Annotated in this window: 29 protein-coding genes and 1 riboswitch; of the genes, 21 read left to right on the top strand and 8 right to left on the bottom strand. The window is 69.6% G+C overall.

Annotated elements, in window-relative coordinates; genetic code table 11:
• The first annotated feature begins 78 nt into the window (after window positions 1–78).
• Complete coding sequence (locus ACWGIC_RS20725; protein ID WP_452077569.1) at window positions 79–486, top strand: YciI family protein; 408 nt, start codon at window positions 79–81, stop codon at window positions 484–486.
• The gene (locus ACWGIC_RS20720) at window positions 483–1,619 is read left to right on the top strand and encodes an RNA polymerase sigma factor (protein ID WP_452077568.1); all 1,137 of its coding nucleotides are present in this window, start codon (window positions 483–485) and stop codon (window positions 1,617–1,619) included. The genes ACWGIC_RS20725 and ACWGIC_RS20720 overlap by 4 nt, the downstream gene beginning before the upstream one ends.
• 40 nt (window positions 1,620–1,659) lie before the next feature.
• On the opposite strand, the gene ACWGIC_RS20715 is transcribed toward ACWGIC_RS20720, so the two are convergent.
• From ACWGIC_RS20715 to ACWGIC_RS20705, 3 genes are all read right to left on the bottom strand, one after another.
• Window positions 1,660–2,928, bottom strand: a complete 1,269-nt coding sequence (locus ACWGIC_RS20715; protein WP_452077567.1) for a serine hydroxymethyltransferase — start codon at window positions 2,926–2,928, stop codon at window positions 1,660–1,662.
• A gap of 21 nt (window positions 2,929–2,949) precedes the next feature.
• Window positions 2,950–3,037: riboswitch (ZMP/ZTP riboswitch) on the bottom strand.
• Window positions 3,038–3,095: 58 nt separating this feature from the next.
• The gene (locus ACWGIC_RS20710; protein ID WP_452077566.1) at window positions 3,096–3,614 is read right to left on the bottom strand and encodes a gamma carbonic anhydrase family protein; all 519 of its coding nucleotides are present in this window, start codon (window positions 3,612–3,614) and stop codon (window positions 3,096–3,098) included.
• Between the two features lie 19 nt (window positions 3,615–3,633).
• Window positions 3,634–4,221 (bottom strand): TetR/AcrR family transcriptional regulator, encoded by a 588-nt coding sequence (locus ACWGIC_RS20705; protein ID WP_452077565.1) that lies wholly within the window; start codon window positions 4,219–4,221, stop codon window positions 3,634–3,636.
• Between the two features lie 122 nt (window positions 4,222–4,343).
• Here ACWGIC_RS20705 and ACWGIC_RS20700 point away from each other — a divergent pair, with 122 nt between their 5' ends.
• Entirely contained in the window at window positions 4,344–4,802 is a 459-nt protein-coding gene (locus ACWGIC_RS20700) for a GreA/GreB family elongation factor (protein WP_452077564.1), read from the top strand.
• A gap of 50 nt (window positions 4,803–4,852) precedes the next feature.
• Here ACWGIC_RS20700 and ACWGIC_RS20695 read toward each other — a convergent pair whose 3' ends face one another.
• Window positions 4,853–5,299 (bottom strand): hypothetical protein, encoded by a 447-nt coding sequence (locus ACWGIC_RS20695; RefSeq protein ID WP_452077563.1) that lies wholly within the window; start codon window positions 5,297–5,299, stop codon window positions 4,853–4,855.
• 105 nt (window positions 5,300–5,404) lie between these two features.
• Window positions 5,405–6,106 carry an SDR family NAD(P)-dependent oxidoreductase gene (locus ACWGIC_RS20690; RefSeq protein WP_452077562.1) on the bottom strand — a complete coding sequence of 234 codons (702 nt, stop codon included), beginning with the start codon at window positions 6,104–6,106 and terminating at the stop codon, window positions 5,405–5,407.
• A gap of 88 nt (window positions 6,107–6,194) precedes the next feature.
• Between ACWGIC_RS20690 and ACWGIC_RS20685 the strand changes: the two genes are divergently transcribed.
• Window positions 6,195–6,776, top strand: coding sequence for a TetR/AcrR family transcriptional regulator (locus tag ACWGIC_RS20685; RefSeq protein ID WP_452077561.1), 582 nt, complete (start codon window positions 6,195–6,197; stop codon window positions 6,774–6,776).
• A gap of 545 nt (window positions 6,777–7,321) precedes the next feature.
• Here ACWGIC_RS20685 and ACWGIC_RS20680 read toward each other — a convergent pair.
• From ACWGIC_RS20680 to ACWGIC_RS20670, 3 genes are all read right to left on the bottom strand, one after another.
• Window positions 7,322–7,924: a GNAT family N-acetyltransferase gene (locus tag ACWGIC_RS20680; protein WP_452077560.1), complete on the bottom strand. Its 603-nt coding sequence runs from the start codon at window positions 7,922–7,924 to the stop codon at window positions 7,322–7,324.
• Between the two features lie 293 nt (window positions 7,925–8,217).
• Window positions 8,218–9,060 carry a glycosyltransferase family 2 protein gene (locus ACWGIC_RS20675; protein WP_452077559.1) on the bottom strand — a complete coding sequence of 281 codons (843 nt, stop codon included), beginning with the start codon at window positions 9,058–9,060 and terminating at the stop codon, window positions 8,218–8,220.
• On the bottom strand, window positions 9,060–9,881 hold the full coding sequence (locus tag ACWGIC_RS20670) for a GntR family transcriptional regulator (RefSeq protein WP_452077558.1): 822 nt from the start codon (window positions 9,879–9,881) through the stop codon (window positions 9,060–9,062). Before ACWGIC_RS20670 ends, ACWGIC_RS20675 begins: the two co-directional genes overlap by 1 nt.
• Window positions 9,882–10,017: 136 nt before the next feature.
• On the opposite strand from ACWGIC_RS20670, the gene ACWGIC_RS20665 reads away from it, so the two are divergent.
• From ACWGIC_RS20665 to ACWGIC_RS20585, 17 genes are all read left to right on the top strand, one after another.
• Window positions 10,018–10,194 carry a hypothetical protein gene (locus ACWGIC_RS20665; protein ID WP_452077557.1) on the top strand — a complete coding sequence of 59 codons (177 nt, stop codon included), beginning with the start codon at window positions 10,018–10,020 and terminating at the stop codon, window positions 10,192–10,194.
• 41 nt (window positions 10,195–10,235) lie between these two features.
• A complete protein-coding gene (locus ACWGIC_RS20660) occupies window positions 10,236–10,547 on the top strand; it encodes a hypothetical protein (protein ID WP_452077556.1) in 312 nt (103 codons plus the stop codon).
• A 37-nt stretch (window positions 10,548–10,584) separates the two neighbouring features.
• The gene (locus tag ACWGIC_RS20655) at window positions 10,585–11,109 is read left to right on the top strand and encodes a RapZ C-terminal domain-containing protein (RefSeq protein WP_452077555.1); all 525 of its coding nucleotides are present in this window, start codon (window positions 10,585–10,587) and stop codon (window positions 11,107–11,109) included.
• Entirely contained in the window at window positions 11,106–11,531 is a 426-nt protein-coding gene (locus ACWGIC_RS20650) for an RRQRL motif-containing zinc-binding protein (protein ID WP_452077554.1), read from the top strand. Before ACWGIC_RS20655 ends, ACWGIC_RS20650 begins: the two co-directional genes overlap by 4 nt.
• A 94-nt stretch (window positions 11,532–11,625) precedes the next feature.
• A complete protein-coding gene (locus ACWGIC_RS20645; protein ID WP_452077553.1) occupies window positions 11,626–11,886 on the top strand; it encodes a hypothetical protein in 261 nt (86 codons plus the stop codon).
• Window positions 11,883–12,125, top strand: coding sequence for a hypothetical protein (locus tag ACWGIC_RS20640; RefSeq protein WP_452077552.1), 243 nt, complete (start codon window positions 11,883–11,885; stop codon window positions 12,123–12,125). The genes ACWGIC_RS20645 and ACWGIC_RS20640 overlap by 4 nt, the downstream gene beginning before the upstream one ends.
• The gene (locus ACWGIC_RS20635) at window positions 12,118–12,378 is read left to right on the top strand and encodes a hypothetical protein (RefSeq protein WP_452077551.1); all 261 of its coding nucleotides are present in this window, start codon (window positions 12,118–12,120) and stop codon (window positions 12,376–12,378) included. Before ACWGIC_RS20640 ends, ACWGIC_RS20635 begins: the two co-directional genes overlap by 8 nt.
• Before the next feature lie 15 nt (window positions 12,379–12,393).
• A complete protein-coding gene (locus ACWGIC_RS20630) occupies window positions 12,394–12,687 on the top strand; it encodes a hypothetical protein (protein WP_452077550.1) in 294 nt (97 codons plus the stop codon).
• Window positions 12,687–13,823: a hypothetical protein gene (locus tag ACWGIC_RS20625; protein WP_452077549.1), complete on the top strand. Its 1,137-nt coding sequence runs from the start codon at window positions 12,687–12,689 to the stop codon at window positions 13,821–13,823. Before ACWGIC_RS20630 ends, ACWGIC_RS20625 begins: the two co-directional genes overlap by 1 nt.
• A 17-nt stretch (window positions 13,824–13,840) precedes the next feature.
• A complete protein-coding gene (locus tag ACWGIC_RS20620) occupies window positions 13,841–16,024 on the top strand; it encodes a cell division protein FtsK (RefSeq protein ID WP_452077548.1) in 2,184 nt (727 codons plus the stop codon).
• A 278-nt stretch (window positions 16,025–16,302) separates the two neighbouring features.
• Complete coding sequence (locus ACWGIC_RS20615; RefSeq protein ID WP_452077547.1) at window positions 16,303–16,854, top strand: hypothetical protein; 552 nt, start codon at window positions 16,303–16,305, stop codon at window positions 16,852–16,854.
• 44 nt (window positions 16,855–16,898) lie between these two features.
• Window positions 16,899–17,363 (top strand): NUDIX domain-containing protein, encoded by a 465-nt coding sequence (locus ACWGIC_RS20610; protein WP_452077546.1) that lies wholly within the window; start codon window positions 16,899–16,901, stop codon window positions 17,361–17,363.
• On the top strand, window positions 17,360–17,539 hold the full coding sequence (locus tag ACWGIC_RS20605; RefSeq protein WP_452077545.1) for a hypothetical protein: 180 nt from the start codon (window positions 17,360–17,362) through the stop codon (window positions 17,537–17,539). Before ACWGIC_RS20610 ends, ACWGIC_RS20605 begins: the two co-directional genes overlap by 4 nt.
• Window position 17,540: 1 nt before the next feature.
• A complete protein-coding gene (locus tag ACWGIC_RS20600; RefSeq protein ID WP_452077544.1) occupies window positions 17,541–18,182 on the top strand; it encodes an HNH endonuclease family protein in 642 nt (213 codons plus the stop codon).
• A gap of 14 nt (window positions 18,183–18,196) precedes the next feature.
• Window positions 18,197–18,637, top strand: coding sequence for a hypothetical protein (locus ACWGIC_RS20595; RefSeq protein ID WP_452077543.1), 441 nt, complete (start codon window positions 18,197–18,199; stop codon window positions 18,635–18,637).
• Window positions 18,634–18,978, top strand: a complete 345-nt coding sequence (locus ACWGIC_RS20590; RefSeq protein WP_452077542.1) for a hypothetical protein — start codon at window positions 18,634–18,636, stop codon at window positions 18,976–18,978. Before ACWGIC_RS20595 ends, ACWGIC_RS20590 begins: the two co-directional genes overlap by 4 nt.
• A 12-nt stretch (window positions 18,979–18,990) precedes the next feature.
• A complete protein-coding gene (locus ACWGIC_RS20585; RefSeq protein ID WP_452077541.1) occupies window positions 18,991–19,929 on the top strand; it encodes a bifunctional DNA primase/polymerase in 939 nt (312 codons plus the stop codon).
• The last annotated feature ends 17 nt before the right edge of the window (window positions 19,930–19,946 follow it).

The raw sequence follows: 19,946 nt of genomic DNA, 5'->3' as shown, positions 1-19,946 counted from the left end.
CGAGAACGGGCGGGCGGCTCCGTCCCTGGCGCGAACGTGGCCGACAACGAGTCGCCACCAGCACGGAGGAGAACCACAATGGCCAAGTACCTGCTGCTCAAGCACTACCGCGGCGCGCCGGCTTCGGTGAACAACGTCCCGATGGACCAGTGGACGCCCGAAGAGGTCACCGCCCACATCCAGTACATGCGCGACTTCGCGAAGCGGCTCGAAGAGACCGGTGAGTTCGTCAGCGAGCAGGCGCTGTCCTCGGAAGGGACGTGGGTCCGCTTCGACGGGGAGGGCCGCCCGCCGGTCACCGACGGCCCGTTCGCCGAGACCAAGGACGTCATCGCGGGCTGGATGATCATCGACGTCGACAGCTACGAGCGCGCGCTCGAACTGGCCGGCGAGCTGTCCGCGGCTCCCGGCGCGGGCGGCAAGCCGATCCACGAATGGCTCGAGCTGCGCCCTTGCTACGGCGTCGAGCCCTCGGTCACCGAATGAACGAGGAGTTGCTGCGGGAACTCGTGCCCGCGGTGATCGGCATCCTCGTCCGGCGCGGAGCGGACTTCGCGTCGGCCGAGGATGCTGTGCAGGAAGCGCTGATCCGCGCGCTGGACGCGTGGCGGGACGATCCGCCACGCGACCCCAAGGCGTGGCTCATCGCGGCCGCGTGGCGCCGGTTCCTCGACGCCACGCGGTCGGAATCCTCGCGCCGGGGCCGGGAAGTGGCGATGGACGCCGAGCCGCAGCCCGGTCCGGCGTCCGCCGTGGACGATTCGCTCCAGCTCTACTTCCTGTGCGCACACCCGTCTTTGACGCCGTCGTCGGCCGTCGCGCTCACCTTGCGCGCGGTCGGCGGGCTGACCACGAAGCAGATCGCGCAGGCGTACCTGGTGCCGGAAGCGACTATGGCGCAACGGATCAGCCGGGCGAAGAAGACCGTGTCCAGCGTGCGGTTCGACGCGCCCGGAGACGTCGCGACCGTGCTGCGCGTGCTGTATCTGGTCTTCAACGAGGGCTACTCCGGCGAACTCGACCTCGCCGCCGAAGCCATCCGGCTGACCCGGCAGCTCGCGGCGGGGTTCGACCATCCGGAGGTGGCCGGCCTGCTCGCGTTGATGCTGCTGCACCACGCGCGCCGGGCCGCGCGGACGAAGCCGGACGGAAGCCTCGTGCCGCTCGCCGACCAGGACCGCAGCGCTTGGGACACCCGGCTGATCGCGGAGGGCGTCGACATCCTGCAGGCGGCTTTGGCCCGCGACCGGCTCGGGGAGTACCAGGCCCAGGCCGCGATCGCCGCGCTGCACGCCGACGCCCTCGCCGCGGAGGAAACCGACTGGGTGCAGATCGTCGAGTGGTACGACGAACTTCTCGCGCTGACCGACAGCCCGATCGTCCGGCTGAACCGGGCGGTCGCGGTCGGCGAGGCGGACGGACCTCGTGCCGGGTTGAAGGCGCTCGCGGAGTTGGACGACAAACTGCCTCGGCATGCCGCAGTGGCGGCGTATTTGCATGAGCGGGACGGAGACCTCGGCACAGCTGCGCGGCTGTATCGGGAGGCGGCGGAGAAGGCACCCAACGTGGCCGAGCGCAATCACCTGATCAGTCAGGCAGCGCGGCTTAACAACTCGTGAGTGGCGAAGCCGGTTCTAACCGGCTTCGCCACTCACGACGTCACTCGGCGTAGCCCGGGATCGGGAACGGCTGCAGGAACTCGCGGATCTCCGCCGCGATGGCGTCCAGCGCGCCGTCCTGCTGCGCGGCCGCGGAGGTCACCGTCCGGTCGATCCAGTCCGCGACCTGCACTTGGTGCTCGGGCTTGAGCCCGCGCGTGGTGATCGCCGACGTGCCGAGCCGGATGCCGGACGGGTCGAACGGCTTGCGCGGGTCGAACGGCACGGTGTTGTAGTTCAGCTCGATGCCCGCGCGGTCCAGCGCCTGCGCGGCGGGCTTGCCGGGCACCGCTTTATTGGTCAGGTCGATCAGCAGCAGGTGGTTGTCCGTGCCGCCGGAGACGAGGTCGTAGCCCCGCTCGACCAGCGCTTCGGCCAGCGCCTTGGCGTTCGCGACGATCGTGTGCGCGTACTCGGAGAACGACGGCTGCTGGGCCTCCCCCAGCGCGACCGCGATGGCGGCCGTCGTGTGGTTGTGCGGACCGCCCTGCAGGCCGGGGAACACCGCCTTGTCGACGGCCTTGGCGTGCTCGGCGTCGGACATGATCATCGCGCCGCGCGGACCGCGGAGGGTCTTGTGCGTGGTCGTGGTGATGACCTGCGCGTGGCCGACCGGCGACGGGTGCGCGCCGCCCGCGATCAGGCCGGCGATGTGCGCGATGTCGGCGACCAGCACCGCGCCGACCTCGCGGGCGATCTCGGCGAACGCCGGGAAGTCGATGGTGCGCGGAATGGCCGTGCCGCCGGCGAAGATCAGCTTCGGCCGGTGCTGGCGGGCGAGGTCGCGGACCTGGTCGAGGTCGACGCGGCCGGTTTCCTTCCGGACGCCGTAGCGGACTGGCGTGAACCACTTGCCGGTGGCGGACACGCTCCAGCCGTGCGTGAGGTGGCCGCCGTCGGGCAGCGCCATGCCGAGCACGGTGTCGCCGGGCTTGGCGAACGCCAGGTACACCGCGAGGTTGGCCGGAGAACCGGAGTACGGCTGGACGTTCGCGTGGTCGACGCCGAACACGGCCTTCGCGCGCTCGATCGCCACCTGCTCGACCTGGTCGATGAACTGCTGGCCCTCGTAATAGCGCTTGCCGGCGTAGCCCTCGGAGTACTTGTTGGTGAGCACGCTGCCGGTGGCTTCGAGCACCGCCTGCGAAACATAGTTCTCGGACGCGATCAGGCGGATCTTGTCGTGCTGGCGTTTCGCCTCGTCCTCGACCAGACCGGCGATCTGCGGATCCGCCGCGGACAGTGCGGACAGGGCGGGCTGGTGTGTCATGGCGTACTCCGGCTCTGCAGTGGCCCTCACCCAGGCGCGCGGTGCCGGCCTCGTCGTCGCTCCCCGGTGGTGCTCCACCTCTTGAATAGCGCCAGTCGCTGCTGCGTGACGCAGTTTAGTGCACTCCGCCAAGGGCGTCCGGGCAGCGGGAACGGACGGGAGACGGCTCAGACCTGCTCGAGGCCGCCGCGGTGCCGCCGCGCGAGTTCCTGGTAGACCGCCGCGTTGTGCTCGACCCACAGCCGCGCGGAATCGGTGAGTTCCACGAACTTCTTCGCCGGGCTGCCCATCGCGATCGTCTCCGCCGGGACCTCGGTGCCGGGCGTGACCGTCGATCCCGCGGCGACGAACGCGCGCGGTCCGATCACCGCGCGGTCGAGCACCGTGGAACCGTTGCCGATCAACGCCTGTTCGCCGACCGTGCAGTCGTGCACGAGGCACTGGTGCCCGACGGTCACGTTGCGGCCGACCTCGGTCGTCTCGGGCCCGGAGTGGATCACCGAGTTGTCCTGGATGTTCGCGCCCTCGCGGATGACGATCGGGCCGAAGTCCGCGCGGATCACCGCGCCGTACCAAACCGAAGCGTCCTTCTCGACGGTCACGTTGCCGATCAGGGTGGCGGTGGGGGCGATCCAGGCGTCCGGGTGGACCTGCGGGCTGACGCCGTCCAAGGAGAACAAAGGCATGCCAGGAGCCTAAGCGGCGTCAGCGGTATCCGGCGAAGCAGAGCGCCTCGATGTCGCCGCGGAGGCTGGCGGACGACCGCGGCCGGACCCGCTGCTGCACCACCGCGCCGAGCAGGTAGCTCAGCAGCGAGCGGGCGCGGGCGCGCGGATCGTCGACGCCGAGCGGGGCGAGGAGTTCGACGAGCAGTTCGGTGATCGAGGTGAGCATGGCGTCGATCGCCTGCGGATGCTGCGCGCGGCCCGCCGCGATCCAGTACTCGAACCAGAGGAACGCGCCGCGCGGATGGTCGGCGAATTCGGCGAGGTAGGCCTCGGTCACCGCGAAAAGCCGTTTGCGCGGGTCGGAGTGCTTGTCCGCGACCTTGCGCAGCTCCGCCACGAAAGTGTTGATGTGCGCGGCCATCGCCCGGTCGATGAGCACGTCGATGTCGGCGAAGTAGTAGTGGATCGCGCTCTTGGTGAGCGGTCCGGCCTCCGCGATCGCGCGTACCGTGCAGCCGGCGAGCCCTTCGCGGGCGAGGACCTTGCGAGCCGCCTCGACGATCAGCTCCTGCTTCTGCAACTGGTTGGGCGACAGCTGGGTGCTGCGGCCGGGCACGGCGGTCACGGTGATCCTCATTACGTTTGTCAGGACGGCAGCCCTGAATCCTAGGCCAGTCGTCCCAACGTCTTCCGGCGGGTGAAAAACCGGATTGGCCACCCCGGTCCGCGCAGCGGACAATGCCCGGCATGGTGATCTCAGGGGACAAGGGGCTCAGCGAGGCGGCGCGCCGTCAGCTGGAGAAGGAAATCGCGGACCTGCGCGCGCAACGGGAAGCGCTGTCGCCGCAGCCGGGCGAGCAGGAACGCACGGGGGACGCCGCCGACCAGGCGGACGTGATCGACCGCGCCGAGGCAGCGGCGCGACTGGACCGGCAGATCGCCGACGTCACCGCGAAGCTGGAGCACGGCGCGTACGACAGCTCGCTGCTTCCGGACGGCACGCGGGTTTCGCTGCGTTTTTCCGACGGTGACGAGGAAGAGTTCACCGTGGTGACCCTTCCCGGCGAGGACGCCGACGCGATCACGTCGGACAGCCCGCTCGGCCTCGCGCTGTCGAAGGCCAAGGCAGGCGAGGAAATCAGCTACCGCACCCCGCGCGGGCAAGCCACCGCGACGGTGCTGAAGCTGACCCCGCCCGCCAACTGACCACATAGGACAGACAGTGGCCGCCTCGGTTTTTCCGGGGCGGCCACTTGTTATTTGTCCGCGTTGGCCACGGTTTCGGCTTGGTATGCGTACACCCCGTCAGCCTCGACCGCGACGTGCCAGCCGTCGCAGTCCTTGTCCATTCGCTTGTGCTCGCCCGCAGGCCACCAGTCCGCGGTGAGCGTCGGAGCCTTCGCCTCGGCTTTTCCTGGCTTGCACAGGGACGGAAGCCCGGACGGACCCGGTTGATAGCGCAGAATCCGCTCCGAACCGGTGGTGCGGATCAGCTCGGTGACCGACTTCGCGTCGTCGGGCACCCACGAGGGAAGCCGGGCGTCCGGGTTGGCCTTGCCCTGCTTTCCGGTGTCATAGGAAACCGCCTTCACGTGGCCGTTCGACTTCTCCTCGAGCGAGGAGCCGAGGCCGCACGACGCGACCGTGGCCAGTGCCGCGATCCCGGCTCCGGCGAGTACCACCTTGTTCCACACGCTGTTCATGGCTTCCAGTCAACGGGGAGCGGCGCGTGCTGCCCTCGTTCTTCCGGCCCTTGCTGCTGGCCAGTCGGCCGACTCCGGTCCCTCGGATGAGTGAAATTCTCGCGCCTAGGGGACCTGGAGATCGGTGGCGTCGCGCTTGGTGTGCATCTCCCACAGCGTCTCCGCGATGCCGGCCGGGTCGATCTGCGGGAAGTCAACATTGGGCGCGATGGCGCCGGACAGCAGTGCCGCGTGGACCGCGCTTCCCTCGATCAGGGCTCCGATCTGAAGCGTCGCCGCGTGTACGCCGTCGGGTTCGATTTCCGCCGCCAGGCTCTGGAGGTAGTTGCGGGTCGCGGCCATCGCCGGGCCGATGCCGCTGAGACCGGGGGCGGGCTGGGTGGCCGAGACGCTCTGGCTGATCAGAATGCTGCCTTCGCCGCGGTCGCGAAGCTCTCCTAAAACTGCCTGGACCAGTGCGATCGGGGTGAGGAAATACAGGTCGAGGAGCCGCTGCATGACCGTCGCGGTCAAGTCAGCGGCGGGCGTGAACCCGTTCAGGTCCAAGGGCGCGTACAAGACCACGTCGATCCGTTCGAAGCGGTCCCGGATCGCGTCGACCAGCGCCGGGATTTCCGACGGACGCGCGAGGTCCGCCGGAAACACCGCCGCTTCGATCCCCTCGGAGGCCAGCCGATCGGCCAGGGCGGCAAGCCGGTCGCGGTTGCGCGCGACCAGGGCGACCCGAAATCCCTCGCGACCGAAGCGCCGGGCGATCGCCGGGCCGAGACCAGTGCCGGCGCCGAGGAGAACAAGGATCTTGGACATGGAACCTCCATAAGTTGAGAACGTTCTCAACTTTGGCGCCAAGTTGAGGCCACCGTCAACTTCCTCCGTTCCGGCCTACGATGGCCCGGTGAAAACCGACGGGAAGCCGACGCTCCGCCGAGACGCGCAGCGCAACCAGGAACGGCTCCTCGCCGCGGCGGCAGACGCATTCCGCGAAAAGGGCTTGGCGGTACCGCTGGAGGAGATCGCGCAGCGGGCGGGCGTCAGCGCCGGGACGCTCTACAACCGGTTCGGCGGACGGGAGGCGCTGATCGACGCGGTGATGCCCGCGCTGGTCGCCGAGCGGATGGACGAGGCGATGCGCCGGGCAGAGGCGATCGACGACCCGTGGGAATCGTTCGTCGCCTTCGTGACGGCGCTGTGCGAGCAGCAAGCCGACGACCCCGCGTTCCGAGACGCGATCAGCCGGCAACTCCAGGACGCGCCCGAACTGACCGCGCGCTGCACCGCCGAACTGGGCAAATCGAAGCGGCTGCTCGAACGCGCGCAGCGGGCCGGGACGCTGCGCCCTGACGTCACGTTCGACGATCTGACACTGCTGATCGCCGCGAACGCCTTGATCGTGCGCGAGACAGCCGAGGCCGCTCCGGACGCATGGCGCCGGATGCTTTCGTTCAGCCTCGCCGGGCTGCGCACCTGCGCCAGCTAGACAGCGAGCATTTCTTTCCGGAAGCGAGCGGAGCCGCCCATTCTCCGAAGCCGTGATCGCCGAACGGCGCGGCTCCCCTAACGGGTGAATCTGGCGTAGTCCAGCGTCCGGTCCGGCAAACGGATCAGGCCCCATCCGATGCGTCTCGGATGGGGCCTGACCTGCGGAGCCGCCTGGGGGAATCGAACCCCCGACCTATTCATTACGAGCGGATTCCACGGGTTTTCGACCTCGCGCACAACGGCCCGACCTGCGCATCCGCAATCCTGGAACGTCCGTGGACGTCCGCAGTTAGCCACCCCGATTGTCACCCACTTTGTCACCCAGGGACGGCCTAAAAGCGGCTGGAACAGGGGGGGCTCGCCCCCCCTAAACACCCCCCTGTTTCAGCCGCTTTTCTCTCCCTCGGTGACACCAGTGACATAGAGAGAGTGTGGGAGAACAACACGCCTGGTCGCTGTCACTCTGGTGTCACACCTAAAACTGCAGGTCAGAGAGGGTTGAGTGACAGAGTGACAGGTGTGACAGGCGCGACCGCCGGGGTGTCACAGCTGGTCCGGCTGGCCATTGGCGAGGTGCATGTGGGAGCAGTAGTGCGGATGGGCGACCGTGACGGGTTCGGCGGGATCGAGGCTGGCGCGGAACGCGCGCAGCACATCGTCGGCGGCATCGAATTCGGCGGTCGACCAGGTATAGCCCTCGCCGTGCGCAAGCGCGGCGTCGACCAGCAGGGTTCCCAGCCCGCGCCGCCGGTGCGGTTCGGCCACGGCGACGCGGACCAGGATTGCGCGGCGGTCGACCGCGCACAGCTGCAGCAGCGCGTAGGCCCACAGTTCGCCGCGCACCTGCAGGTCGATCCGGCCGGCACCGCCCGGCACGGCTGGCCGCCGCGGAACGAGCAGCACCGGTCTCTGGGCGTGCATCTCCCCGACCGCGCCTGTCCAGTCCTGCGGTCGATGCTCGACCACGAACCACGAGTTACGCCGGGCCGAATCGCATGCCAGGCAGGTGATCGAGTGCAGCCCGATCTCGTGGTGATATCCAGTCGTCACGTGAGCGATCCGCAGGTCGTGGCGGCCGTCGAGGCATCGGGCATGCTGCCGCGCTGACCGGAACGGCAAACCAGACAAGCCACCAGGATCGAACATAGGTTCGATCCTAAGCGCTCCTGAAACAGGCTTTCACCGTCGCCGTGTCGCCCACCGTGGTCCAGTCACACCAGCTCGACACCGTTCGTCCGCGAGCGGCCATCTCAGGCCGAAAAATTTGGCCAGTTCCGGGGGCTGACCGACACGGTGGAGCACCACTCTGCGCACCGCCCACGATCGGGCCCGCCCACTCGCATCGTTGGCCAGCGCTAGAACCAGCCTGTTTTATGCTGGATCTGCAAGGCTGGAACCTCTTCCGTGTAGCCGTTGGCGAACTCAAGCCCGCGCCGGTTTTAGGATTGCCCGCCGGTTTTCCACCAAGCTCCGCCGATGCTTTCCTTTGCCGCCGGGCCAACATGCACAGTCTTGCCCGGCGAAAGGTTGGACAGGTCGCCGGTCGGCTTCAATCCGACAGCTCGAATAGCCTCAATTCGTTGCAGTGCAATTCGACGGCCGTCACTACTGCGCTCCCTCCATGTCGCGCTCTTCGAGGTCTGCCGGTCGTGTACGCGGTATAGCCAAGTCACGGCACTTTCGTTGTATCCATTGACCACTTCGGAGAGCGCGGCAAACATGATGATGTCATCGTCAACCGGGGCACCGCCCCAGCCGCCGAATGCCCGGACCAGCTCGGTCCTCAGGTACAAGCCAGCGCAGTGGATCGGCCAGTTTCCTTCGTGGTCGATCGCCCAGGTATTGACCAGGCCAGCGGGCACCTCGCCGAATGCGATGGCCGACTCGTAGCCTCGCCGCTCGCCGCTCGACAGCAGGTCATCGGCTTGGCCGACCGCCCAATGCACGTCTGGCCGCTCGAAGTGCGGGAGCATCCGCTGCCACGCCCCCGGCAGGAGGACATCATCGTGGTCTAGAACCTGCACAACGTCGCCGGTCGCCCTGGTCAGCGCGAGATTACGAGTTGCTGCAATGCCGGTGTGTGCGCGGTTTGGCGCATATCGGACGTTCGGCAGAGCGGCCACCTTGCTTGAGAGCCCAGGCGACTCGCCGTCCTCCTGAATCAGCCATTCAAAATCCCACCCTTCCGGGAGTTCCTGGCCCATTACACTCTGAATTGTTTCATCGAAGTAGTCAGACAACGGGGCGTATGCGGCGGTGATGATTGAAAGTCGCTTCGTCATTACTTGTCGTCCCATCGCTTGAGCGGCGTTCGGAAAGTCAGCATGGTTCGATCGGCGGGGTACTGAGCGTCGCTTACTTCGACAACACGGCCATTTGTGTCGATTGATATTCGGCGGACCAGGAGGAGGGGCGTTCCCTCGACTAGATTCCACTCCTCCATTTCCACTGTCGTTGGCATCGTAGAAGTCACGTGGTCTACTACCTCGTCAATCTCGATTCCAACCGTGTAGAGTTGATGCATGGTACCGCCTGGCCATGCGGCTTCTTTGAGGTCGGCAATTTTCGGATTCGCGTCGATAACCTCTTTCAAGAGCCAAGACAGCGACTTGGCCTCAAGCGCACCTGTCTTTCGGTCTCGGTGAATGTATTCGCGTCGCAGGAGGGTTGTGCCCTCCGGCACGCCGAACGCATCGGCCAGGTCGAGGTCTGCCGGGACGAGTGAGTAGTTGGGGATGAAGTCGTATCGGTCGATCGACTCGCCCATGTCATCCTCGGCCAAGCCGTGACCAGCGCGGACGTCTTCCGGCTGTCGAACCATGTCCTTTTCCGCCTGGTGGCGGTCCGAGCTTCGCTCAACCCTCTTGGGCTTCGGCCGCACCTTTGGCGGGGTGCCGCGCTTCACCACTACTAGCCCTTGCTGCTTGAGCAGGGTGATTGCGTTGCGCGCTGACGTCTGCGATGCGTCGTACTCCTCCATGAGCTGGTGGAGCGGGGGCAGCGAGTCCCCTGCTCGGAGTTCGCCCAGCTCAATCTTGATCCGCAGGTCGTCGGCGATCCGAAGCGCAATCGTCTGCCGCGCGGGGGTCCGCTGTGTCTCCATGCCGCCGATCGTAGGCGTTTGAGGGTTTGTACACAAACTACCTTGCGCTCCGCCCGTGGCGTCGGCTACGTTCATCCATGTCAGCAAGTTTGAGTACAAACTCTCAAACCGGCAAACACTCGAACTAGGAGGACTTATGGCCAAGCAGACGCTTCCGAACTTCAAGGTCGGCGGCTCGGGCGTGGTCAAGAAGCTCATCGGCTTCGCGCTGATCGCGTTCGTGCTGTTCCAGGTCGTCACGTCGCCGCTCCAGTCGGCGCACTTCGTCGGCCACGTGATCGGAAGCGTCACGACCTTCATCAAGTCGCTCTGATTCCCCCACTGACCTGCTCTTTTTCGTTGATTGGAGATCCGATGAGGTCCGCATTCACCAGCCGCCGCGCCGCCGAAGCCGCCTACGACGGCATGGACGAGAACTACGACGTTCTCGCTGCTCAGGAACAGTTCGAGTTCGACCCGTTCGACCAGCTCGACGCCGCGGCCGAAGAGACCGAGCTGTTCCTGTCCGCAGCTGAGTTGGCTGCGATGCACGACTACCTGCACGACTTCCGTGACCAGCGCGGCGCGGGCCGCCGCCAGCGTCGTGCCAGCCGGTCCGTTCTCCGGGCGCTGCCGACCGTCGCGCAGCCGACCACCGCCGCGTCGATCGAGAGCGAGGCCGCGTGATGTGGGAGATGCGCACCTCGAACCGGCGGTGGTCGGCATGAGCATCCGCCTGGCAGTCAGCCCCGACGCGGCGGCCCACTCCGCCAAGAACGCGCACGCCGCGCCGGGTTCCCTCGACCAGCCGCAAGACCGCACGAAGGAGGTTCCGATGGTAGCGACGCGGTTCCCTCAGGTCGCCGTCTACTCGTTCGGGTTCCTGCACGACGCGAACGTCCCGGCCTGGCACCCGGCCCTGGTCGCGGACGTGCGGCACATGTTCCGCGACCCGCACCACGATCCCGCGTTCCGGCAGCTGACCGGCCGCGACGACGCGGTCCGGACCCGGGTCCTGTCCCAGCCGGGCGCGGTCGCCTACGTCTACGCCCTGGCCGACGCGATCACCGCCGGTCTGGGCGAGGACACCGGCACCGTGCACGCGATGCGGTCGCTGGCGATCGGCTGCGCCGGCGGCCGGCACCGCTCGGTGGTGCTCGCCGACTCGGTGACCAGCCTGCTGCTCGCCCGCGGCCTCCGCGCGCGGGTCCTGCACCTGCACATCGACCGGCCGGTGGTGGACCGGTGAACCCCCGCAACCGCCGCCAGGAGATCTGCCGCGTGTTCGACGGCACCACCCACCACATCGCCCTGTGCCGCGGGTTCCGCGACGGTTTGCCGGTGTTTGGGTGGGGCGAGTCCCCCTCGACCCTGCTCACCCGCTCGCAGCTGCGCGACGCCGGACTCCGCCCCAACGGGCAAGACCCGCTGGCGCTGCTCGTGTTCCGCCACCGCAAGCCCTACGCCCGGGAGACCGTCGCGGAGCTGTTCTCGGTCGAGCTGGCTGCGCCGAAGCGGCAGGCCGCGCCGGGGCAGATGGATCACGCGATGGAGGCACGCCGCACCTGTTGCGTCTGCACTTGCGTACAGCCCTACTGCGTCCCGACCAGCACCCGCCAGTGCTGGAACTGCTTCTGGGCCGAGCAGGCCCGGATCGAGGCCGCGGCATGAACCCGGCACCGGAAGACCCGTGGGACATCCACGACCACGTCACCCGCGAAAACGAACGCATCGCCCGCGAACGCCGCCGCCAGGAGGGGAACCGATGACCCGCCACCAGAGCATGAACGGACCGGACCACTACGCCATGGCCGACCTCCTGACCCAGCAGGTCGAGGGCGACGTCATGGGGGCCATGTCGCACGAGACCCGGATGGAACGGGCCGCGCTCGCGCAGGTCCACGCGACGCTCGCGCTGGCCGCGGCGACCGCGCTGGGCGCGGGCATGGGCTACGGACTCGGCACCGGCGAACTGCAGGTGTGGGACCGGATCACCAAGCCGGCGAAGCGGGGTGGCCGGCCGTGAGCACCTTCGAGGTCCTGTCCCGCTACGGGACGTTGGCGCTGATCCGCCACGCGCTCACCGTCGTGTTGTTCCTGGTCCTGCACCTGGTCCGCATCCCGCTCGTGCTGGTGGCGCGGGTGCTGGAGGGCGTGATGGGCGAACTCGACCGCTACGCCACCGCCCAGGCGTCCCGGCCGCCGAACCGGCCGGTCAACCAGTTCTTCCCGCACGAGAGCGCGAGGGAGGCCCGGCATGCGTAAGCGACGCGTCGACCAGCGGACGTGGATGACCTGGCAGGAGGCGTACTGCGAAGCCGTCGCCGACGAAGCCGAGACCCGTTTGGGCCGCCTGATTTTCGTCGTCGCTGCCCTGGCCTTGCTCATGTGCGCCGTGCGCACGCCGTGGGTGGGAGTCCCGGCCGCGGTAGCTGGCCTGGTCGTCCTGGTACGCGCGCTCCGCTGGTTCTGGCTGGGCCTGCGGGCACGGCTGGGCCTGCTCAACCCGCCCGACTGATCGGAGGTGACCGTCATGACCGCTCGACACACCTGCACCCGCACTGACCAGGCGATCCAGTGGGTGGTGTGGCACTTCGCCGAACTGCTCGCCGTGACCGCCCCGCTCGTGCTCGCCGCCCTGGTGTCCGGCTGGTTCGCGCTCGGTTCCGTCGTGGCCGGCGGCGCGTGGGCCGGGCACGAGATCGCCGCCCGCCGCCGCGACCGCGCATCGGAAACCGGTGCACCGCAACAGATCACGACCGACACCGACACCACCCCGTTCCCGGCGCTGGCCGCTGGCACCCGCGAGCACAAGGAGGGCGCGTGATGAGCACCTGGGCAGAAAACCGGCGCGCAGACCGCGCCCTCGCCGCCGAACAGTCCCGCAAGGACGCACAGGCCAAGCTCGACCGGACACTGTCCGCCGCCGCGCACCGGGCGGCCGAACGCCGCGCCGACCGGGCCGCCGCCGCCGACCTGGCCGACCAGCGCCGCACCGCCCGCGCCGCCGCCCGCCACGCGGCCCGCGCCCGGGTGCTGGGGTGGCTGTCGGCGAACCGGGCACGCCTGCCCATCTACCTGCTCGCCGTGGTGTCTGCGGTCATGGCCGTCCCCGCGATGGCCGGCTATGGCCGCGACGCCTACGGCGACTGGACCGGCGCGGCCCTGCCCGCCCTGTCCGAGCTGGGGATGTGGGCGTTCGCGTTCGCGGTGGAGATCTCGCGGCACCGCCACCCCGACCGCCCGGTGTGGGCGCTGCAAACCGGGGTGTGGGTGTTCGCGGCGGTTGGGTTCGGGCTCAACGTCCTGCACGGCCTGCACCGCGGCCCGGACGTCGCGCTGGTGATGGGAGTCGTGTCGGTCGCCGGCGTCGTCGCACACCAGATCGCCGTGGCCGCCCCGCGCCGATCGAGGGCCGAGCGCGATGCCTCCCGCGCCGCCGCCGACGCCGCGCGGATCGACCGGGCCGCGGCCCGCAAGATCACGAAAATCCGCGAGGTCGCCGTCCGCGACGCCGTGGCCGAGATCGCCGAGGACGGATCGGCGCGGCTGGTGTTCACCCCGGGCCGCTACACCCTCGACCGCACCATGCGCGGCCGTGTCCTCACCGGCGTCATCGACCCGCCCGCACAGGCCGGGGACGTGCTCGCCGACGAGATCGCCGCGTGGCTCGCCACCCAGGACCAGTCGAGCGGATCGAGCGACGACACCCCGATCGCGGACGCGCCGACGCTCACCCTCGATCGGCCGTCCGAGCAGCGGAAATCGACCCCGCGCAAGCCGCCGCAACGCGCCCCGAAAACCCGCACGATCGACCAGCTCCGCGCGGCGTTCGCCGCGGCGATCGAAGACCCAGCCGTCGACGTCGACCCCTCCTCGGCCGAGTCGATCCGCAAGGCGCTCCGCTGCGCCCCGAAGTTCGCGCGGCAGCTGCGCGACGAGTACAAGGCCGACCACCAGTGACCCGGGAGGAGAACCCGATGGACGCCACCGAACCCGCCCCGGCCGCCGGCGAACTGGCCACCGTGCACCACCTGCCCACCCGCGCCGAGACCGGCGAGGTGCTCGAAGCGGACGAGATTCTCTCGGCCGAGGAATACGAGCGCCGCCGGACGCAGAAGGAACAGGCCCTTGAGCGTTGGGCCGGCTACCGCAACGACGCCGTCGTGGTCGTGCAGGCGGCGAAGAAGGTCGCGGGACACGACCGGACCAAGGCCGCGGCCGGGCACGCGATGACCGTGCTCGCGGGGCTGGACTCGTGGCGGGGGCGGGCGTGGGACGCGAGCACGATGGGCGTCTACCGCCGCCAGGTCAAGGCCGCGGAAGCCACCGGCGACCGCGAGCAGGTCCGGGAATGGCTCGACCGGATGGAGCAGGTCAAGGAATCCCGGCACCGCCGGCTGATGGAGCTGCCGGAACTGCTCAAGCGGCTGATGAAGGTCGGGTTCATCTCCCTGGCCGCCGCGGTGGTGATCGTGCTGCTGGTCGGGATCCTGGTCCAGGTGTCCGGGGCGGGCGCGTTCACCGGCGTCATCGGCGGCGTTCTCGGTGCCCTGCGGTGGATTTTCACCGCGATCGCCTGGTCGTGGACGCCGCTGGTCGCCGTCGCGCCGTGGGTGGTCGCCGCCGGCGTGGTGCTCGGCGCGTACCGGGAGGGCAAGCAGCGCGGGAAGGTGCCCGGCTGGCTGGCCACCAACCGCGACGCGGACGCCGATGTCGCGATCGACGAGACGACCATCGCGCAAGCCCTTGCGGCACTGAGGATTCCGCAGATCACCAACTACCTCAAGGAGGGCCTGCCGATGCAGTACCTCACTCCGGCCCGCCGGGACGGGCGCGGCACGCACGCGGTGGTGCGGCTGCCCGCCGGCGTCACCGCGGAGAAGATCGCCCGCCGCCGCGGGGACCTCGCGACCGGGCTGCACCGGCTGTCCAAAGAGGTCTGGCCGACCACCGGCACCGAGGAAGGCATCTTGGACCTGTGGGTCGCCGACAAAGGCGCACTGGCCGAGGGCGCGGGCGCGTATCCGCTGCTGGACAACGGTTTGGTGGACGTGTTCAAGGGAGTCCCGTTCGGACGGACGCTGCGCGGGGAGCCTATGCTCGCGCCGGTGATGGAGCGCAACACCATCTGCGGCGGCATGCCTGGTCAGGGCAAGTCGAGCGCGGCGCGGGTCATCATGGCCGGCGTGGCGCTGGACCCCACGGCCGAGCTGCGGATCTGGGTGCCTGACTCGAACTTCGACTTCGAGGTGTTCGCGCTGCGCTGCTCCCGCTACGTGATGGGCGCGGAAGACGAGAAGATCGCCCAGATTCTCGCCGACCTGCGGGAGCTGCACGCCGAAGTGCAGCGCCGCGGCGACCTGCTGGTCAAGTACGAAATCCCTGCTGTCACCAGGGAATACGCGTCCAAGAACATCGGCCTGCACCCGCTGGTCGGGCTGCTGGAAGAGGCGCACGTCGCGATCCAGCACAAGAAGCACGGGCCGGAGATCTCGCAGCTGCTCGTGGACATCGTGCGACTGGGCCGCAAACGCGGCATCCACCTCATCGTCTCGACCCAGGCTCCGACCAAGGACAGCATGCCCAGGGACGTGACACGCAACTGCTCGAACGGGGTGGCGTTCGCCGTGGGCGACCACGTCGCCAACGACGCGCTGCTGGGGCAGGGCGCGTATGCGGCCGGGCACCGCGCCACCGAGCTGATTCCCGGCACCGACAAGGGAACCGCGGTGGTCAAGGGGTTCAGCGGCGAGCGCTCCGAGATCGTGCAGGTCTACTTTTTGAACGTGGCCAAGGAAAACGACCAGGTCACGCCCATCATCGAGCGGTCCATCGCGGCCATGAAAGGCCGTCCTGTCCCCGGTGCGCCGCGCTCGGCCGCGGCGATCGAGCAGGCCAAGCCGCGCGACCTGCTCGAAGACCTGGACGAGGTGCTGCGCGACGTCGCCGAGCCGATGCCCGCGGCCAAGGTCGCCCCGCTGCTCATCGCCCTCGACAGCGACGAGTACCACGGGCTCGACGGCACCAAGCTGCGCGCCGCTCTCGCCGAACGCGGCGTGAAAGTGCCCTCGACCGGCAACCGCTACCCCATCGACCCGGTCACCGTCCGTGAAGCATTGGCCGCCGCGGCGACCGCAGACCTGGACGACGACACCGACTGAGCAGACCGCAGCGAGTTACGCCGGCCCCGCGCCCCGAACACCGCCCCCACGGCACGGAAAACCGGCAATGCCGAGGCCGGCGTAACTCCCTCACCCGCCTAACTCGCCGCAGGTCACCGGCTTTCCAGCGCATGTAACCCGCCGAGTGAGAAACCTAACCGCGCTCCGGTGGCCTAACTCCCCCGAAAACCGCCCCACGCGACACCCGCTCCGGGTCCTCGCGCTACCCGACCCATGCCGAAAACAGGCACACACCGTAACCGACTGAAGGAGATCTCATGTGCCGCTCATCCGCTGACGGGGGCCGCCGCTGCACCGGTGCCGACCACCGCACGCGCGCCCTGAACACGGCGAACAGGCAGGTCCAGCGGGCGCGCCGCGCGGTCGACAGCGCCCGCGCCGCCGGCGATGCCGAGAAGGAAGCCGCCGCGCAGGCCCGGCTCGACGCCGCGACCGAACGCCGCGACCGCGCCCGCGACGCGACCCAGCGCGCCGGCGACCCCGAACCCGCAGGTCAGCAGAGGGACACGACACCCGACGCGGGCCAGGCCTCCACGGTCGTCAACTACGCCGCCCCCGGCGCGACGGTCGGCCTGCAAGGCGAGGTCATCACCGGCGCGACGGTCGTCATCAACGGCTCCCAGGTCACGACACCGGACGGCCTGCCCGACCACCTCAAACAGGCCATCGACAACGCGCACCGGGCAGCAGAGCAGGCGAAAAACGCCGCAGCTGCAGGGAAAGCGACCGTCCACCACAGCGACGACCACCGCCCCGGCGCCGGAAACAGCGGCGTCATCCCGTTCCAGACCGGAAACCGCAACCGCTGAACCGCAGGCCAGGCAAGGGACACGACAACCGGAAAGGATCCACGATGGACACCCACGAGCACGACAACCACGAACTCGCCCGCCTCACCGCAGACGTCGCCGCGTTCGCCTACGCAGACGACGCGTGGCACGTCCTGCTGATCCGCCGCCGCTGGGAGCCCTTCACCGGCTTGTGGGCGCTGCCCGGCGGCCACGTCGACGCCGGCGAACGCTTCCCCGACGCCGCGATGCGGGAACTGGCCGAGGAAACCGGCGTCACCGCCGATGCCCTGTACCAGGTCGGGATCTACGACCACCCGGGACGCGACCCGCGCGGGCGCTACGTCACCGCCGCGTACGTCGCCGTCCTGCCGGGCCTGACGCCGCCGCTCGCCGGGGACGACGCCGCCACCGCGGAATGGGTCCCGCTCGACACCGCGCTGTGCGCCCGCCTCGCGTTCGACCACGCCCGCATCCTCGCCGACGCCGCCGCCGTCCTGGTCGCCCTCACCTCGCAGGAGGACAAATGAGCACCGAGATCTACCACCTTGTCGCCAAAACCTCGTGGTGGAACGGGACCTACACCTCCTACTGCGGGATCACCAGCCCCCGCAAGGGTTCCCGGACCCCGTGGTTCCCGGCCACGAAGACGAAGTGCGCCGCCTGCCTCGCGGCCTACGCGATCGCGACAAACGGGGGCAAGTGACATGCGCGCCGCTCTGTTCGCCCTCGCCGTGGCCGGGCTCGCCCTCGGGGCCGCCCCGTCCGGCTGCTCCGCCCGCGCCGACCGCGCCCCGGCACCCGCTGCCGCGGGGTCGTCGGCGACGGATGTCCGTGCGGCGCAAGGGATGCTCGCCCGGCTGCGCGTCGCCCCGGAGGACACCGGGGTCCACTACCGGCGCGAGGACTGGCCGCACTGGGACCGCATCGGCGGCGAGTGCGACGCCCGGGAACAGGTCCTCAAGGCCCAGGGCCGGCACGTCACGACCGGCGCGCACTGCACGGTCACCGGCGGCGAGTGGACCAGCCCCTACGACGGCGTCACCGTCACCACACCGTCCGGGCTGGACATCGACCACATGGTGCCGCTGGCCGAGGCCGCGCGCTCGGGGACCCGCGGATGGACCCGCGCCCAGCGCGAGACCTACGCCAACGACACCGCCGCCGTGCTGGTCGCCGTCACCGCGAAAGCCAACCGCAGCAAGGGAGACCAGGACCCGGCCAAGTGGCTGCCTGCCCGCGACCGGTGCGGCTACGTCGCGCACTGGGTGGCCGTGAAAGCCAAGTACGCCATGACCGTCGACCCCGCCGAGGCCGCCGCGATCCGCGGCGTGCTCGACCACTGCTGAAAGGACTATCCACAATGGACGCCAACAACGCCGATGTGCGCGTGTTCGACCTGTACTCGATCCTCGCCGTCACGCACGGCCTGCCCTCGACCGCCCGCCAGTACCAGGACCTCATCGGGCACCTGATCGGCCAGCCCGCGCCCTCGCCCACGATGGCCGCGATCGCCTACGACGAGCGGTGCCGGGAAGCGCTGTTCGAGCAGCACCCGCGGCTGCGCAGCATCCCGCCCAAGCCCGTGTTCGGCGAGGCCGACACCGCCGCCATGGACGCCTGGGCCGCTGACCAGGCCAACCGGCTGGGAGCCGACCGGCTGCCGGTGCGGCGCATTCCGGCCGAGGACGCGCCCGGCGACCCCTACACCGAGTTCATCAACAACGTGCCCGACCCGTGGAAGGTCTACAACCTCGACCCCGACGCGCCCGACGTCGACCCGAACGCGGGGTGGACGGAATGACCACCATGGACACCGCCGCGCCCCTGCCTCCCGGATTCGCTTACATCACCTGCGTTCTGCCCGACCCGTGCCGCACCTGTGGCGTCTGCCCCGGCGAGGACTCGGACGGGTTCCGGTGGCACTGCGACGACATCGCGTCCGCCGTCGCCGCGCTGGCGGAATCCGGATGGCAGGTCACCCCGGACGGCCTGATCTGCGACCAGTGCGCCGCCCGCGCCGAATGCGACGCCCGCGGCCACGACTGGGGCGACTGGTACCCCTCACAGCTCTCCCGGCAGGGACCATCCGAGTTCCGCACCTGCCGCCGCTGCATCGCCCACGACACCCGCCCCGCCGCCTGAGAGGAGACCACTGTGGACAGCACGCTCATGGACGCCGCGCTCGACGCCGCCGCCCGCGGCTGGCACGTGTTCCCGCTGCGCCCCGGCACGAAGCGCCCGGCCGGGCACGGTGCCGAGGTCTGCCCTGGCACCGGCCGCTGTGCCGGCGGTCACCGCACCTGGGAGCAGCGCGCCACCACCGACCCGGAGAAGATCCGCGCCGCCTGGAGCCACGCGGCGTACGGGATCGGGATCGCGACCGGCCCGTCCGGGCTGTGCGTGATCGACCTCGACACCGCCAAGCCCGGCGACAAGGTCCCGCCCCGCTGGGCGGAAACCGGTGCTGCGTCGGGAGAAGACGTGCTCGCGGTGCTGGCCGAGGAAGCCGGGCAGGAGATGCCCGGCGACACCCTCACCGTCCGCACCCCCTCCGGCGGCCTGCACCTCTACCACCGCAGCCCAGGGGACGTGACATTGCGCAGCTCAGCGGGCGAACGCGGGAGCGGGCTCGGGTGGAAGGTCGACACCCGCGCGTGGGGCGGGTACGTCGTCGGGCCCGGCACCGTCACCGCCGCCGGCCGCTACGAACTGCTCGCCGACGTCCCGCCAGCTCCGCTGGCGGAGTGGCTGGTCGAGCGGCTGACCCCGCCGCCGCTGCCCGCCCCGCCCGCAATCCCGGTGCGCCCGGCGGGCGACCGGCGCGGCCGGTACCTGCAGGCCGCGATCACGGCCGAGTGCGGGAAGGTCGCCGACGCCAGCACCGACCGCAACGCCACGCTCTACGGCGCGGCCGTCGCGCTCGGGCAGCTGGTGGCCGGCAAAGCCCTGGGCGAGGACGAGGTGCGCGCGGCGCTGCTCGCCGCCGCCGGCCGCCACATCGGAATCCGGGCCTTCACCCGCCGCGAGGCCGAGGCCACCATCGCGTCCGGCCTGCGCGCCGGGCGCAACCGGCCACGGCAGATCGCCGCCTGACCTGCACGTTGTCACGT

This window comes from Amycolatopsis sp. NPDC054798 (assembly GCF_053611505.1).
This window is presented reverse-complemented; position numbering and strand designations above follow the sequence as displayed.